The sequence below is a fragment of the Hydrogenophaga crassostreae genome (genome assembly GCF_001761385.1).
Taxonomy (GTDB): domain Bacteria; phylum Pseudomonadota; class Gammaproteobacteria; order Burkholderiales; family Burkholderiaceae_C; genus Hydrogenophaga; species Hydrogenophaga crassostreae.
This window is the reverse complement of the sequence record NZ_CP017476.1, coordinates 1,473,093-1,487,310: the sequence shown is the minus strand read 5'-3', so window position 1 is coordinate 1,487,310 and position 14,218 is coordinate 1,473,093. Positions and strand designations below refer to the sequence as shown.

Sequence of the window (14,218 nt, the reverse complement as noted above, 5' to 3'; positions counted from 1 at the left end):
GTGTAAGCCTTCGGCCGTTAATATGAGCCTGAAACCCGCTGCGAACGGGCAGCCCCCAAACCGCAAAACCACCCACAGGAGACAAACATGAGCAGAGAAGTCGTCGTCGTAGCCGCAACCCGCACCGCCATTGGCACCTTTGGCGGCAGCCTGAAAGACTCCCCCCCTACCGAACTGGCCGCGCTGGTGGTCAAAGAAGCGCTGGCCCGAGCCGCCGTGGACGGCAAGGATGTGGGTCATGTGGTGTTTGGCCATGTGGTCAACACCGAGCCCAAAGACATGTACCTTTCGCGCGTGGCGGCCGTCAACGGCGGCTGTGGCGAAGGCACTCCGGCCTTCAACGTCAACCGCCTATGCGGCTCGGGCCTGCAAGCCATCGTCAACGCCAGCCAGAGCATCTTGCTGGGAGACACCGACATCGCCATTGGCGGTGGTGCCGAATGCATGAGCCGAGCACCCTATGCCAGCCTGGCCACCCGTTTTGGTGCCCGCATGGGCGACACCAAAATGATCGACATGATGATCGGCGCGCTGCACGACCCCTTCCACAACATCCACATGGGTGTGACCGCCGAAAACGTCGCCGCCAAATACGGCATCACCCGCGAAATGCAGGATGCGCTGGCGGTCGAAAGCCACAACCGGGCACAACGTGCGACAGAGTCGGGCCGCTTCAAGGACCAGATCGTCCCGGTGATGCTCAAGAGCCGCAAAGGCGAAGTGGCCTGGTCTACCGACGAACATTTCCGCCCCGACTGCAAGCCCGAAGACATGGCCAAGCTGAAGCCTGTTTTCGTCAAGGAAAACGGCACCGTCACCGCTGGCAACGCCTCGGGCATCAACGATGCCGCAGCGGCCGTGGTGTTGATGGAAGCCGGCGTGGCCAAAGCCCGTGGCGCCAAAGCCATGGCGCGTCTGGTGGGTTATGCCCACACCGGTATCGACCCCAAAATCATGGGTGTGGGGCCGATCTCGGCCACGCAAGCCGTTTTGAAGAGAACCGGCCTGACGGTCAACGATCTCGACGTGATCGAAGCCAACGAAGCTTTTGCGGCCCAGGCCTGCGCCGTGACCAAGGAGCTGGGCCTGGATCCGGCCAAGGTCAATCCCAACGGTTCCGGTATCTCCCTTGGTCACCCGATTGGCGCCACCGGCGCGCTGATCACGGTGAAAGCACTGTACGAGCTGGAACGCGTGCAGGGCCGCTACGCGCTGGTCACGATGTGCATCGGTGGCGGTCAAGGCATCGCCGCCATTTTCGAGCGCGTCTGAGCAGCGCCTGGAGAAAGAGGGGCCGCGCCCGGACAGCGCAGCCTTTCTTCATCGCGGCACCAATTTACCAATTTTTGCAAACTTTGACCCGCTGCGCGGGTTCGCGGGGAACCTCACAGGAAGACGGTGGTCACACCATGACCAGTTCGCTTGGATTGGGTGGTGCTCAACAGGAGGTCAAGCCATGTGGAAACGTCTGACAATGGTGTGGATAGCCGTCAAGGGTGACGCCCTGCGGCTTTGGTATGCGCTCGGCCACCCCGACTCGCCTCCCTGGCTCAAAGCAGGCGCGGCGGCCATGGCGCTGTACCTTGTGTCACCCATCGACCTGATTCCCGATGTGTTGCCAGTCATCGGTGTGATGGACGACCTCATTCTCATTCCGCTCGCCCTGCGCTGGTTGCTCTCGCGCCTGCCCGCCCACATTCGCCAGTACGCTGAAGAGCGCTCCCGCGGTGGCAGCGGCACACGGCGGGCCGCGCAGCCAGCCGACGAAGTTCGCAGCAGCAATTCGCGCTTGCGCTAGGAGCCTGTCGGCTTCGACGTGGCGCGATCAGTCACCCTGGAAACCGCCCCGCCGGTAAGTCAAGACCAGCGTGTCCCGCCAACCCATCTCGCCGTCCACCATGGGCTGAATCGGCGTGCTTTCGTGAATCACCCGAGCGTCATCCAGCAACAGCAGCGACCAGGGTTCCCGCAAGGTGAACCGCTGACCATTCGGACCTTCGGCCTCGAAAACCCGGCTCTCCCCACCTTTGATCTGGTGACGCGCCACCATGAACACCGCGACCAGGTCCACGCCATCGCGGTGCGCGCCCTCTGGTGTCGGGCGACCAATGCCATCGGTGGTGTCGATGCGAAAAGGATGTGCCTCGACAAACCATGGTCTGGCACCATGCAAGGCAGTGGCAGCTGCACCCACACCCGCCAGCAAGCGTTTCCACACGGGTGATGCCACCACTCCTTCGTCCATGGGCTCGAACCAGCGCTGCATGCCCCCATGCAGCGCGTTGTATTGCAATGGTTGCCAATGGGCGCGATGCGCCACCTGCGTGACCGCGCCGCCTTCAACTTCAAAACAGCTGTGCCTGCGGCGGCGGTAGCGCCCGCCGTCTTTCATGTAGTCATCGCTGGGCAGGTCGTCCCAGATGGCGTGCAGCCGCGCCAGATCCGCCTCATCGGCACCCAGCCATTGAGCTGTTTCAGCCGCATTCAACAACGCAAATCCCCGCTCTTTGAGCGCATGGTCACGCTCGGTCAAGGGCATATAGGGGGGACGGAATTCGCTGGTGCTCATGGGCGCCCAGTGTAACGACGACCCGCCCGCCCCATGCGTGACGTGGCAGCCACCAGCCACCAATCGCGGCCTTTCTGCGCTGGATCAAAACATCGCGCGCCCAAGCCTGCCAAGCTGCCCGGGAACGAATGGAGTTTGATATGAAGACCCCCACCATTGAATGGACAGACGCGTTGCGGCTGGACTTCGACCCGATGGACAACGCCCACCGAACCTTCGTGACGTTGCTGGCCATCGCGCAAACCGCTGACGATGCCGCTTTAGCGCCCAGTTGGCAGGCAGTGATCAAACACACCCAGCAACACTTCGCCTGTGAGGACCACTGGATGCGAGAGTCGCACTTTGCCAACGCCAGCAACCATGGCCTTCAGCACCGGCTGGTGCTCAACGTGATGCGAGAAGGTCTGGCGATGGCGCAGGCTGGGGACAAACAGGCTTTGCGGGCCATGACCCATGAGCTGGCCAGCTGGTTCGTCAAACACACCCAGTCGCTGGACGCTGCCCTGGCCCTGCACATGCGCCGGTTTCCAGCGCTGGCCGCCGAAGCCTGAAACGCACCCAGCAGGCAAAGAGAGGCTGGTGGACAGGACGGCACGGCTGCAATAACCCTTTCAGCTGTCGGGGAAAACCATGTACCCGAAAGCATTCGCCATTGGTTATATTGTTTCCGATAGCAGGAGACCACCATGGCACAAGCCATCACCGCCCACAACACCGAATCAGACCCACCGACCGAGTCGCCGGAATCACGCACAGAAGTGATGCCTGAGACCCAGGAACCCGAACACTATGGACCCGCTGTATTTGCATTGAAGCTGGCCCAACTCAAACCGTCCGATCCGCTGAACTGGCTGAAACTGGGCTGGGCCGACTTCAAACGCTGCCCACGCATCGGGCTGTTTTATGGGGTGTGTTTTTTCATCATGGGCCATGCCTTGTTGGCCGTGTTCCAAAACGCCCCTGCCTACGTGCTGGCGCTCAGTGCAGGCTTTCTGCTCATGGGGCCGTTTCTCTGTCTGGGCCTGTATGACGCCAGCAAGGCCATGCAGACGCACAGCCACCGCCCATCATTGCGCGCATCCCTGGTCGCCTGGCGCCCCACCAAAGGCACCATGGGAATTTTTGCCGGTGTGCTGCTGATCCTGGAATTGCTTTGGGGCCGGGCCTCGCTGGTCGTTTTCGCGGTCACCTTCAACACCATGCCCACCACCGACCACTTGCTGGCGCAGTTGCTCAACCCCGAAAACCTGAGTTTCCTGATCACCTACACAATCGTAGGCGGCCTCTTTGCGACCCTGATCTTCGTCACCAGCGTGATCTCCATCCCCATGATCATGGACCGGCAAACCGACGCCGTGTCCGCCGGTTTGACCAGCATCCGGGCCAGCTTGCAAAACCCCGGCGTGATGTTCATCTGGGGGGCATTGATCACGCTGCTCATTGGCCTGGCCATGCTGCCGTATTTTCTGGGGCTTTTGATCGTTGGCCCCGTCATTGGTCACGCCACCTGGCACGCCTACCGTCACATCGTGCCCGTGGAGTAGGGAGGAAGAAGTGCCCCCCTGAGGGGGGTTGATTCACCTTGGGGCGGCCCTGCGGTGAAACCATGACCCCCACGCTCCGCCGCTGCGCGGGTCGCTGCCCCCTGAGGGGGGTTGATTCACCTTGGGGCGGCCCTGCGGTGAATCTCTCTTTGCCCAGGCGGATATGGAAGTCAGGCGTTGACGTTGACCACCAAGCGTCCGCGGACCTGACCAGCCAAAATGGCCGGTCCGGCCGTCAGTGCTTCAGCCAGGCTCACTTCCTGGGTAATGGCTTCCAGCTTGCCGCGGTCCAGATCCCGGGCCAGTTGCTGCCAGGCGGATTCGCGCTTGGCCAAGGGCGCCATCACGCTGTCGATGCCGTACAGCGTCACGCCACGCAAAATAAACGGGGCGACCGAAGCTGGGAAATCCATGCCTTGCGCCAGACCACAAGCGGCAACGGCACCGCCATAGCGCGTGCTCGCGCAGGCGTTGGCCAGCGTGTGGCTGCCGACCGAATCGACCACGCCGATCCAGCGTTCTTTCTGCATGGGTTTGCCTGGGGCACTCAGAGCGCTTCGGTCGATCACTTCAGCCGCGCCCAACGACTTGAGGTAATCGCTCTCTTCCAACCGGCCGGTTGATGCCACCACCTTGTGCCCCATGGCCGACAGCAAGGCAATGGCGACCCCGCCCACGCCACCGCCAGCACCGGTGACCAGCACCTCGCCGCTGCCGGCGTCCATGCCAGCCTCAGTCCAATGGCGCTGCAAAGCTTGCACACACAACATGGCGGTGTAGCCCGCCGTACCGATTGCCATGGCATCGCGGGTGCTGAGTGCATCGGGCAAGGCCACCAGCCAATCGCCCTTCACGCGCGCCATCTGAGCCAAACCGCCCCAGTGGCTTTCGCCTACGCCAAAGCCGTTCAACACCACCCGGTCGCCCTTTTTCCAGCGCGGGTGTTCGCTGGCAGTCACCGTACCGGCGAAATCGATGCCAGGCACCAGCGGAAAACTGCGCACGACCGGCGACTTGCCTGTGATGGCCAGGCCGTCCTTGTAATTGATGGTTGACCATTCGACCGCCACCGTCACGTCGCCTTGTCCAGGAATCTGGCTCTCTTCCACTTCGGTCAAGGCACAGGTGTAGCCTGCGTCATCGGTCTTGTTGATCAACAAAGCCTTAAACATGTTTCTTTTCTCCTGAGTTTGTATCGGCGCCTTCGCGCCAAAGAATCAAAAGCAACCACCAGCCTATCAAGGTGTTGGTCAAGGCCAGTAGCGTGACCACCACCAGCAGGGTGCCCGAGGGCTGGGCCAAATGCAACCACCAGGCCAGTCCGGACGACAAGGCGTTGAATGCCAGCATCAGCCAGAACAGGCCCCGCCGTGGCTGCCAGAGGCGCCAAAGCGACCGGCGGAGGAAGTGGTCTTTTAAGGGCATGCCCAATTGTGACGGGCCTGACTACGCGTCGGCTTCCTTTTCCTGAAGCAACCGCCACATCACCTTGCCGCTCCCGCTTTTGGGCAGCGCCTCCACAAACTGCACCACTTTTGGGCACTTGTAGACCGCCATGTTTTCGCGACACCAGTCAACGATGTCTTGCTCGCTCACCTGCCCCCGCGCTTCTGCCCGCAACACCACCACCGCTTTGACGCTTTCACCTCGGTAGTCATCCTGGGTCCCGATCACACAGGCCTCGGCAATGGCCGGGTGGCGGAACATCAGCGCCTCGACCTCCGCGGGCCACACCTTGAACCCGCTGGCATTGATCATGCGTTTCAGGCGGTCGGTGATAAAGAAATAGCCGTCTTCATCCACGCGACCCAAGTCACCCGAGCGGAAGTAGCGCTGCCCTTCAAACTCAACAAAAGCAGCCTCGGTCGCGTCAGGCCGCTTCCAATAGCCCGAAAAAACCGATGGGCCACGCATGATGATTTCGCCCGCTTCGCCCATCGGCATTTCCTTCAGGGTGTCAGGATCAATCACCCGTGAATCCACACCGATGAACGGCACCCCCAAACACTGCTGTTTGGGCGCATCGGGCGGGTTGCTGTGCGAAGGCGCTGCGGTTTCGGTCAAGCCGTAACCTTCGGCAAACTTCAGCCCATAGGCATCTTGAAGCCGCTGAGCGACAGCCTGTGGCATGGCCGCCCCGCCGCCGCCGATATAGGCCAGGCTGGTGAGATCGTATTGGTTGAAGTGGGGGCTGGCCAACAGATCGATCACCATCGTTGGAATATTCGTCCAGCTCGTGACACGCCATGTCGAAATCAATTGCCCCGCCAGATCACGATCCCAGCGAGGCATCAATACCGTGGTGGCACCCAGATAGATCCCGGTATGCATGCCGGTCACCATGCCCGTGATGTGAAACAGCGGCACCACCAGCAACGCCGTGTTTTCGCTGCTGCCATTGCCCCACAAACTGGCCGCCACGGTGTTGTGCATCATGCTGGCGTGGGTATGCATGCAGCCCTTGGGCAAACCGGTGGTGCCACTCGTATAAGGCAATACGCACAGATCTTCAGGCGCCCGGTCGTGTGGCAACAGCGCCTGGGTGCAGGCCATTGCTTCGCTCCAGTCACTGACATCCCCGGCAGACAGCGTGGGCTGTGGGTGGCGGGCCTCAAGCCAGGCCACCCAGGTTGACGGCACCTCGGGTTGCGCGCCGACCGCATCGGTGTAGTGGGTCACCAACAGGTGTTGAAGGCGCTGCGCCTCGGGCAAGGCTTCACTGGCCTTGGCCAACTCGCCTGCCAGGTCAGCAGCGCTGATCGCAACGCGGACATCAGGGTCTGTGATGTAGTGCTTGAGCTCTTCTGCCCGGTTCATCGGATTCACAGGCACCACGACCGCATTTGCACGCAAGATGCCGTAATAGGAAGCGATCCATTGCGGGCAGTTCTGCATCAGCAGAATCACACGGTCACCAGCCTTTACGCCCTTGGCCTGCAGATGCGATGCCACACGCTCTGCCTGGTGTTTCAACTCCGAATAGCTGACACTCTGATCAAAGAAAACCAGCGCCGGTTTATCGGGATACCGCTGTGCGCTCACCTCCAGGTTGAACCACATCGATGTGCGTGGCGTTTGAATGCTGTGAGGCAGCCGCTTGGGCCAAAAACGGTGGTGTGCCCGCTCGGGCACGGCGGGGACCTGTTCGGCATGGTTCATCGAGTGTCTCCATTGTTGTAACGGCTTCGCCAACAAGGATACGAGCGCCCGCGCCCATTCGTGCAGACGCCATGTCGCACCCGGGACGACCAGGCCAGACAGCACTTGGCATGGCAATTGCTACCAAAACCATAGAGGCTCCTTTATGGGCACATCCATGTGCCCATGCATTTTTTGCATGGTGATCTCACGTAAACCCCGATGCATCAAACCCTTGCGCACGCATACAGTACAAGGGCGCTCAAAATGCACACCTACCGGTGAGCGCCAGAGCAGTCAACAACCCGTGCTATACCTATTGGAGTAAGTCGATGAAAAAAATGAAATCCCTGAACCTGTCCCTGGCGTTTGCAGCTGCCGCTGCAACCATGGTGTCCGTCCCGGCTCACGCTGCCAGCAAGACCGTTGATGCGATCAAAGCCCGCGGCGAGTTGGTCTGCGGCGTGAACACCGGTCTGGCAGGCTTCTCTCAAGCCGACAGCAGCGGCAACTGGTCCGGCCTGGATGTGGATTTCTGCAAAGCCGTTGCAGCCGCCGTCTTGAGCGATGCCAGCAAAGTCAAATACGTGCCGCTGAACGCACAGCAGCGTTTCACCGCATTGCAGTCCGGCGAAGTGGACATCCTTTCGCGCAACACCACCGGCACCCTGTCGCGTGATGCATCCCTGGGTCTGCATTTCGTGGGCACCTGGTTCTACGATGGCCAGGGTTTCATGGTCAAAAAAGGCAAGGTCAAGAACGCCAAGCAGCTCAACGGTGCTGCCGTTTGCGTGCAGTCCGGCACGACCACCGAGAAAAACCTGACCGACTTTGCCCGCGCCAACAAAATCAAGATCACGCCCGTGGTGTTCGAAAAAGTTGAAGCCGCTACCGGTGCCTACTTCTCCGGCCGTTGCCAGGCTTACACCACCGACGCGTCTGGCCTCGCATCCACCCGTTCCAAAGAAGCCAAGGTGCCTGCCGATCACGAGATCCTGTCTGACCTGATCTCCAAAGAGCCTCTGGGCCCCATGGTGCGCCGCGGTGATGACGAGTGGTTGGCCATCAACAAATGGGTGCTCAACGGCCTGATCGAAGCCGAAGAATATGGCATCAAGCAGGGCAATGTGGTTGAGATGAAGAAAAGCTCCGACCCACAAGTGGGCCGCATGCTGGGCGTCACTGAAGACTTGGGCAAGCATCTGGGTCTGGACAAAGAGTGGCTGGCACGCTCCATCGCCGCCACCGGCAACTACGGCGAAATTTTCGAGCGCAACGTTGGCCCGAAAACACCGTTGAACCTGCCACGTGGCAAGAACAACCTGTGGAACAACGGTGGTTTGATGTACGCCCCTCCACTGCGTTGATCTGACTCAACCGGCCAGAACTGGCACAAATACCCTCGAAAGATTTCAGGGGTGTTTGTGCCGGTTTTTTTTACGCTCGTGATTCCACTCAAATCGCAAATGGAAGCTTTCCTCCCATGATCGAAGCTCGACCAGTACCCAAAAAGAAATCCCGCTCCATTTCCTGGAACAGCCGCGAAGGCCGCAGCGTCATTTACCAGGTCGTGGCCATCGCCTCGATTGCCGGATTCCTCTGGCTGCTGGTCACCAACACGCTGGAGAACATGCGCCGGCGCGGCATTCAAAGCGGCTACGACTTCATGTCACAGCCCTTCGGTTTCGATGTCAGCGAAACCCTCATCCCGTACGACGTGATGAGCACCTACTGGACCGCCTTTGGCATTGGCCTGGCCAACACACTCAAAGTGGCGATCATCGGCATCGTTCTGGCCACGCTGCTGGGCACGTTGTTGGGCATTGGCCGCTTTTCCACCAACTTCCTGGTGCGCAAGATCTGTTACGTCTATGTTGAGATTTTTCGCAACATCCCCGTCTACCTTCAACTGCTGATCTGGTACATCATCTTCACCGAAACACTCCCTGCATTTGACGATGCCTGGGAGATCGGCAACACTTTTCTGAGCAAGGGCGGCTTCGCATTCCCCTGGCCGGTCTGGAAGCTGGGCCAGTCTCTGGCTCTGATCGGCGTCTTGCTGGGCTTGGCGGGCAGCTACTTTTACGCGCGAAGTGCACAGCGCCACTTTGACAAGACGGGTCAACGCCGACCGGTGCTGCCGGTCACCCTGGCCATCATCATTGGTCTGGCGGTACTGGGCTGGCTGGCCGGTGGAGCCCCCTCGGAATGGAGCTTGCCTGAAAAGGGAATTTTCCAGGTTGAAGGTGGTACCAAGTTCAGTCCGGAATTTCTCTCGCTTCTGGTCGGTCTGGTGCTCTACACCGCTTCGTTCATCGCTGAAATCGTGCGCTCTGGCATTGCCTCGGTATCGCTGGGTCAACATGAAGCAGCCGCTTCGCTTGGTCTGACCAAGTCCATGGCCATGCGCCTGGTCGCATTGCCGCAAGCCTTGCGCGTGATCATTCCGCCATTGACCAGCCAATACCTCAACCTGACCAAAAACTCTTCACTTGCGGTGGCCATTGGTTACCCCGACCTTGTGTCGATTGCCAACACTTCGCTGAACCAGACAGGGCGAGCCATTGAGGCCTTGTCCATCGTGATGGCGGTGTACCTCACCTTGTCCCTGATCACAGCCTTGCTCATGAACTGGTTCAACGCCAGTTCAGCAATCCAGGAACGTTAAGCGTACGAAACCATGCAAGACACTTTTCAATCCATCGCACCACGCCCCGTTCCTGGAAGCAGCAGCGGCGCTGTACTCTGGCTCAAAACCAATTTGTTCTCCAGCCCCATCAACAGCATCGTGACGCTGTTCATGCTGGCCGTTGTGCTGTTTGCCGTGTCGCAAGCAGCGGGCTGGAGCATCACCAACGCCGTGTTTGGCGCCGATCTTGTGGCCTGCAACAAGGCCCGCGGCCTGGGCGCCTGCTGGGGCGTGATTGCCGAAAAAGGCCGCTTGATCCTGTTGGGCCTTTACCCGCAGGAAGAACAATGGCGTCCCATCACGGCAACCAGTCTGATGCTGGGCGTGGTGGCTTTAAGCTGCATGCCCAACTTCTGGAACAAGTCGCTGTTGATCATGTGGCCTGCCATGCTGGCCGTGTACTTCACCCTCATGAAGGGCGGCGTGTTCGGCCTTGTCGCGGTGTCCACCGACCAGTGGGGCGGATTGCCCTTGACCGTGATGCTCACGGTGATCTCCATGACCCTGGCCTTTCCACTGGCCATCATGGTGGCCCTTGGGCGGCGGTCTCAGATGCCAGCGATCCGAACGCTTTGCACCCTCTATGTCGAGCTGATCAGGGGTGTTCCGCTGATCACGATCTTGTTCATGGCTTCGTTCATGTTGCCCTTGTTCATGCCCGCCGGCACCAACATCGATGTGTTGATCCGGGTGGTCGTCGGCATCACGCTGTTCTCTGCCGCCTACATGGCCGAGGTTGTGCGCGGAGGCCTGCAGGCTCTGCCCAAAGGCCAGACCGAAGCGGCCGCCACCTTGGGTATGACCTTCTGGCAAACCCAGGGCAAGATCGTTTTGCCCCAAGCCCTCACCACCGTGGTGCCTTCGTTGATGAACACCTTCATCGGCATGTTCAAAGACACCTCATTGGTGACCATCGTTTCTCTTTACGACCTGACAGGCGCGGTGGGCCTGGCGCTGAATTCCGACGCCGACTGGCGGCCATTCAAAATGGAAGGCCTCTTTTTCATCGCTGCGATTTACTTTGCCTTTTGCTTCGCCATGTCGCGCTACAGCCTGTGGGTTGAAAAGCGCACCGCTGTGAGCAAAAGCCGCTGACCAGTTCGCCAGACCGCAACACAATTCGATTAGAAAGACTCAATTTCATGAGCAACACCGACGCCCCCATCATCCAGTTCGAAAACGTCAACAAGTGGTATCCAAGCAATGGCTACCATGTGCTGCGCGACATCAACCTGAGCTTTGCGAAAGGCGAAAAGGTCGTGATTTGTGGCCCGTCTGGCTCGGGCAAGTCCACCCTGATCCGTTGCATCAACGCGCTCGAGGAGTACCAGGAGGGCAAGATCATTGTGGACGGCACCGTGGTCGGTGACGACGTCAAAGGCGTCGACCGCGTGCGCCGCGAAGTGGGCATGGTGTTCCAGCAGTTCAACCTCTTCCCCCACCTCACGGTGCTGGAAAACCTGATCCTTTCGCCCACCTGGGTGGCCAAGATGCCGCGCAATGAAGCGATTGAAAAAGCCATGGCTCAACTGGAGCGCGTGCGCATCGCCGAGCATGCCGACAAATACCCGCTGCAGCTCTCTGGTGGCCAGCAGCAGCGCGTGGCCATTGCGCGCTCCCTGTGTCTGACGCCCAAGATCATGTTGTTCGACGAGCCCACCTCGGCGCTCGATCCCGAGATGATCAAGGAAGTGCTCGATGTGATGATCGGTCTGACCGATCAGGGCATGACCATGCTCTGTGTGACCCACGAAATGGGTTTCGCCAAGGCCGTGGCCGATCGCGTGATCTTCATGGATCAAGGCCAGGTCGTTGAGCAGAACACGCCCGAAGAGTTCTTCAACAACCCACAGAACGAGCGCAGCCAGGACTTCCTGTCCAAAATCCTGGGGCACTGAACTCTGCGCGGCGAAGGCCGCGCAAGGCTCACCACTGCAAGCCCGGATCGCACCGGCCACCGGAATCACCATCGGCAGTGGCAGGCAGGTGCGTGGCCTGCAATGGCAACAATCGCACCGCTCATTGCATTCTCCACCAGAGGGTTTGACTCTGAAGTGACTACAGGGTTTTCAATACCCGAAGCCCGTCACCGACAAGCCCGCCCCAATGACACCACACACAGAAGCCCTTTCCAGCCCATCCCCCCTGCTCGATTTTGAGCATCCCGAGATTCAACGTCTGATCAGGGACCGGCGGTGGTTGAGCCTGTCTGAACACGAACGCACCGGGCGCATTTACGACTTTGTTCGCAACGAAATCGCGTTCGGCTACAACGAGCGCGACAACCTGCCGGCCTCCCGGGTGCTGGCCGATGGCATGGGGCAATGCAACACCAAAGGCACCTTGCTGATGGCATTGCTCCGGGCAACAGGGATCGCCTGCCGCCTTCATGGGTTCACCATAGACAAGGCGCTGCAAAAAGGAGCGGTCACTGGCATGGCCTACCACCTCGCGCCAGCCGAAATTGTTCACAGCTGGGTAGAGGTTCAGGTCGATGGCCAATGGCTGAACCTTGAAGGGTTCATTCTTGACCAACCCTACCTCCACGCTTTGCAGCAACGCTTTCCGGAAGCAAGGTCGTTCAGTGGCTTTGGCGCGGCCACACCGAATCTTCAATCTCCAGCCGTGGAATGGCGCGGCACGCACACCTACATCCAGAAGGCGGGTATCTGCCAGGATCTGGGCGTTTACGTCAATCCAGACAGCTTCTATGCGCAACAAGGCGGCAACCTGAGCGGTGTGAAAAGCTGGCTGTACAGGCACATCATCCGAAAAGGCATGAACCGCAATGTGGCCCGCATACGCCTGGGAAGCGCCCCGCCGGCCAGGGGCCAGATCTGAGCGAGTCGACCGCCTTTTTTTGGAATCAGACGGCACAAACAGCCCCTCGCCGTTGTAAGAATTTCCCTTCCGTGGCGACCCACGACTCCAGAACAAGGAGACACCCATGAACACACGCCATTCCTGCCGCTCGCTGCGCAGCCGGGGAGCCGCGATGGCCCTTGCCGCCGGATTGCTGCTGGCACCACTGGCACAGGCCGCGGTATGCGAAGCCACGTCGGGCGCCAAGCCCCCGATGGTGGTGGAGCTCTACACGTCAGAGGGCTGCAGTTCCTGCCCACCCGCCGACCTCTGGCTGTCTACCTTGAACGATCAACCCGGCATCCTGCCGTTGGCCTTCCATGTCAACTACTGGAACCACCTGGGCTGGCAAGACCGCTTCGCCACGCCGGCCACCACGCAGCGCCAGCACCAAGTGCGCGCTGTTCAAAAAGGCAAGTACGTCTACACCCCCCAGGTGGTGCTCAATGGACAAGACCACCGCGGCTGGCGCGGCGAAACGCCAGCCACTTTGCTCATGGCTGTGCAGACCAACCAAGCGTCGACTCCATCCTTGAAACTGGTCAGGGAGGGCCGCCGGGTGACGGCCGCTGTGGGCGCCATCGGTGGCGCATCGACGTTGGCAGGGTATTGGGCAGTATTGCAAGATGGCCTTGTCAGCCAGGTCACACGAGGCGAAAACGCCGGTGAAACCCTGACCCATGACCACGTGGTCAGTCTGTACCAGCCCGTATCTGCGTGGACAGCCAGCGAACCCCGGCGGTTGCAGCTCGACCTGCCCGAAGGGCCGCAATTTGACGCCCTGCGCGTGGCCTTCGTGGTCACCCGACCGGGCCTGGTGCAGCCGGTGCAGGGCGTGGTTTTGCAATGCCCTGCTTGATATCCGGCTGCGTTAACGCACACCGAACATGCGCGCTCGAATCAACCACACCCAGACCCCGACCAGCGCGCCGTAGTTGAGCAGCAAGGCGCCTGGCTGGTTCCAGGCCCAGCCGTCGAAGCCCCAATAGGTCAATGGGTACAAAACGGGTGACGGGAAAAACTCGGCCGAATGGGTGAACACATCGATCACGATGTGCAACCACCAACCCAACAAGGGCATCCAAAAAATGCGCCAGCGCCACCACACGAGCACCGTCACCGCAGCAGCGGAAAGGGCGCTGTGCAGGACACAGTGCAAATGGTGCGCCCACAGCCCCACAGCCTCTGGCATAGGCGGCTCTTGACCGGGGGACGCGGTGGCGTACTGCCACCAGTCCGCACTCGAAAGCGTCGCCATTGCCCAGCCAGTCACGGGCAACATGTGACCCAGGTCGGGCAATACCGCAAGGGCAATGCTCCAGATCCAGATCGCGCGAGGCGGCCTGCGGCGTGGCGCGATGGCCATGGCCGCAGCCCCTGCCCACAAACCGTGCGCGAGGATGTCCATGGCGAAAA

At 60.3% G+C, this 14,218-nt stretch carries 15 protein-coding genes; 10 read left to right on the top strand and 5 right to left on the bottom strand.

Annotation, left to right across the window (positions count from 1 at the left end):
• The first annotated feature begins 87 nt into the window (after nucleotides 1-87).
• The gene (bktB, locus tag LPB072_RS06915) at nucleotides 88-1,272 is read left to right on the top strand and encodes a beta-ketothiolase BktB (RefSeq protein WP_066093162.1); all 1,185 of its coding nucleotides are present in this window, start codon (nucleotides 88-90) and stop codon (nucleotides 1,270-1,272) included.
• Nucleotides 1,273-1,456: 184 nt separating this feature from the next.
• Complete coding sequence (locus LPB072_RS06910) at nucleotides 1,457-1,798, top strand: YkvA family protein (protein WP_066093159.1); 342 nt, start codon at nucleotides 1,457-1,459, stop codon at nucleotides 1,796-1,798.
• A 27-nt stretch (nucleotides 1,799-1,825) separates the two neighbouring features.
• Here the strand turns inward: LPB072_RS06910 and LPB072_RS06905 are convergent, their stop codons facing one another.
• A complete protein-coding gene (locus LPB072_RS06905) occupies nucleotides 1,826-2,569 on the bottom strand; it encodes a 2OG-Fe dioxygenase family protein (RefSeq protein ID WP_066093647.1) in 744 nt (247 codons plus the stop codon).
• A 140-nt stretch (nucleotides 2,570-2,709) separates the two neighbouring features.
• On the opposite strand from LPB072_RS06905, the gene LPB072_RS06900 reads away from it, so the two are divergent.
• Both LPB072_RS06900 and LPB072_RS06895 read left to right on the top strand, forming a co-directional pair.
• Entirely contained in the window at nucleotides 2,710-3,120 is a 411-nt protein-coding gene (locus tag LPB072_RS06900; protein ID WP_066093156.1) for a bacteriohemerythrin, read from the top strand.
• A gap of 135 nt (nucleotides 3,121-3,255) precedes the next feature.
• On the top strand, nucleotides 3,256-4,113 hold the full coding sequence (locus tag LPB072_RS06895) for a DUF2189 domain-containing protein (protein WP_231943452.1): 858 nt from the start codon (nucleotides 3,256-3,258) through the stop codon (nucleotides 4,111-4,113).
• Nucleotides 4,114-4,283: 170 nt separating this feature from the next.
• On the opposite strand, the gene acuI is transcribed toward LPB072_RS06895, so the two are convergent.
• The 3 genes from acuI to LPB072_RS06880 are packed head-to-tail and all read right to left on the bottom strand — an operon-like array spanning nucleotide 4,284 to nucleotide 7,272.
• Nucleotides 4,284-5,285, bottom strand: a complete 1,002-nt coding sequence (gene acuI / locus LPB072_RS06890; RefSeq protein ID WP_066093153.1) for an acrylyl-CoA reductase (NADPH) — start codon at nucleotides 5,283-5,285, stop codon at nucleotides 4,284-4,286.
• Entirely contained in the window at nucleotides 5,278-5,538 is a 261-nt protein-coding gene (locus tag LPB072_RS06885) for a hypothetical protein (protein WP_066093151.1), read from the bottom strand. Before LPB072_RS06885 ends, acuI begins: the two co-directional genes overlap by 8 nt.
• A 21-nt stretch (nucleotides 5,539-5,559) precedes the next feature.
• Nucleotides 5,560-7,272 (bottom strand): long-chain fatty acid--CoA ligase, encoded by a 1,713-nt coding sequence (locus LPB072_RS06880; RefSeq protein WP_066093148.1) that lies wholly within the window; start codon nucleotides 7,270-7,272, stop codon nucleotides 5,560-5,562.
• A 320-nt stretch (nucleotides 7,273-7,592) separates the two neighbouring features.
• Between LPB072_RS06880 and LPB072_RS06875 the strand changes: the two genes are divergently transcribed.
• The 6 genes from LPB072_RS06875 to LPB072_RS06850 all read left to right on the top strand — a co-directional run bounded on the left by LPB072_RS06875 (nucleotide 7,593) and on the right by LPB072_RS06850 (nucleotide 13,661).
• Complete coding sequence (locus tag LPB072_RS06875; protein WP_066093641.1) at nucleotides 7,593-8,618, top strand: amino acid ABC transporter substrate-binding protein; 1,026 nt, start codon at nucleotides 7,593-7,595, stop codon at nucleotides 8,616-8,618.
• Nucleotides 8,619-8,734: 116 nt separating this feature from the next.
• Nucleotides 8,735-9,919 (top strand): amino acid ABC transporter permease, encoded by a 1,185-nt coding sequence (locus LPB072_RS06870; protein WP_066093145.1) that lies wholly within the window; start codon nucleotides 8,735-8,737, stop codon nucleotides 9,917-9,919.
• 12 nt (nucleotides 9,920-9,931) lie between these two features.
• Nucleotides 9,932-11,035 carry an amino acid ABC transporter permease gene (locus LPB072_RS06865; protein ID WP_066093142.1) on the top strand — a complete coding sequence of 368 codons (1,104 nt, stop codon included), beginning with the start codon at nucleotides 9,932-9,934 and terminating at the stop codon, nucleotides 11,033-11,035.
• A 47-nt stretch (nucleotides 11,036-11,082) separates the two neighbouring features.
• On the top strand, nucleotides 11,083-11,838 hold the full coding sequence (locus LPB072_RS06860) for an amino acid ABC transporter ATP-binding protein (protein WP_066093139.1): 756 nt from the start codon (nucleotides 11,083-11,085) through the stop codon (nucleotides 11,836-11,838).
• Nucleotides 11,839-12,046: 208 nt separating this feature from the next.
• Nucleotides 12,047-12,781 (top strand): transglutaminase-like domain-containing protein, encoded by a 735-nt coding sequence (locus tag LPB072_RS06855; RefSeq protein ID WP_066093136.1) that lies wholly within the window; start codon nucleotides 12,047-12,049, stop codon nucleotides 12,779-12,781.
• 106 nt (nucleotides 12,782-12,887) lie between these two features.
• Entirely contained in the window at nucleotides 12,888-13,661 is a 774-nt protein-coding gene (locus tag LPB072_RS06850; RefSeq protein WP_082877039.1) for a DUF1223 domain-containing protein, read from the top strand.
• A gap of 12 nt (nucleotides 13,662-13,673) precedes the next feature.
• On the opposite strand, the gene LPB072_RS06845 is transcribed toward LPB072_RS06850, so the two are convergent.
• Nucleotides 13,674-14,210 carry a metal-dependent hydrolase gene (locus tag LPB072_RS06845; RefSeq protein WP_066093130.1) on the bottom strand — a complete coding sequence of 179 codons (537 nt, stop codon included), beginning with the start codon at nucleotides 14,208-14,210 and terminating at the stop codon, nucleotides 13,674-13,676.
• Between the last annotated feature and the right edge of the window lie 8 nt (nucleotides 14,211-14,218).

Coding starts and splice junctions, on each gene's coding strand:
- bktB (WP_066093162.1), top strand. CDS start 88: ATGAGCAGAGAAGTCGTCGTCGTAGCCGCAACCCGCACCGCCATTGGC.
- LPB072_RS06910 (WP_066093159.1), top strand. CDS start 1,457: ATGTGGAAACGTCTGACAATGGTGTGGATAGCCGTCAAGGGTGACGCC.
- LPB072_RS06905 (WP_066093647.1), bottom strand. CDS start 2,569: ATGAGCACCAGCGAATTCCGTCCCCCCTATATGCCCTTGACCGAGCGT.
- LPB072_RS06900 (WP_066093156.1), top strand. CDS start 2,710: ATGAAGACCCCCACCATTGAATGGACAGACGCGTTGCGGCTGGACTTC.
- LPB072_RS06895 (WP_231943452.1), top strand. CDS start 3,256: ATGGCACAAGCCATCACCGCCCACAACACCGAATCAGACCCACCGACC.
- acuI (WP_066093153.1), bottom strand. CDS start 5,285: ATGTTTAAGGCTTTGTTGATCAACAAGACCGATGACGCAGGCTACACC.
- LPB072_RS06885 (WP_066093151.1), bottom strand. CDS start 5,538: ATGCCCTTAAAAGACCACTTCCTCCGCCGGTCGCTTTGGCGCCTCTGG.
- LPB072_RS06880 (WP_066093148.1), bottom strand. CDS start 7,272: ATGAACCATGCCGAACAGGTCCCCGCCGTGCCCGAGCGGGCACACCAC.
- LPB072_RS06875 (WP_066093641.1), top strand. CDS start 7,593: ATGAAATCCCTGAACCTGTCCCTGGCGTTTGCAGCTGCCGCTGCAACC.
- LPB072_RS06870 (WP_066093145.1), top strand. CDS start 8,735: ATGATCGAAGCTCGACCAGTACCCAAAAAGAAATCCCGCTCCATTTCC.
- LPB072_RS06865 (WP_066093142.1), top strand. CDS start 9,932: ATGCAAGACACTTTTCAATCCATCGCACCACGCCCCGTTCCTGGAAGC.
- LPB072_RS06860 (WP_066093139.1), top strand. CDS start 11,083: ATGAGCAACACCGACGCCCCCATCATCCAGTTCGAAAACGTCAACAAG.
- LPB072_RS06855 (WP_066093136.1), top strand. CDS start 12,047: ATGACACCACACACAGAAGCCCTTTCCAGCCCATCCCCCCTGCTCGAT.
- LPB072_RS06850 (WP_082877039.1), top strand. CDS start 12,888: ATGAACACACGCCATTCCTGCCGCTCGCTGCGCAGCCGGGGAGCCGCG.
- LPB072_RS06845 (WP_066093130.1), bottom strand. CDS start 14,210: ATGGACATCCTCGCGCACGGTTTGTGGGCAGGGGCTGCGGCCATGGCC.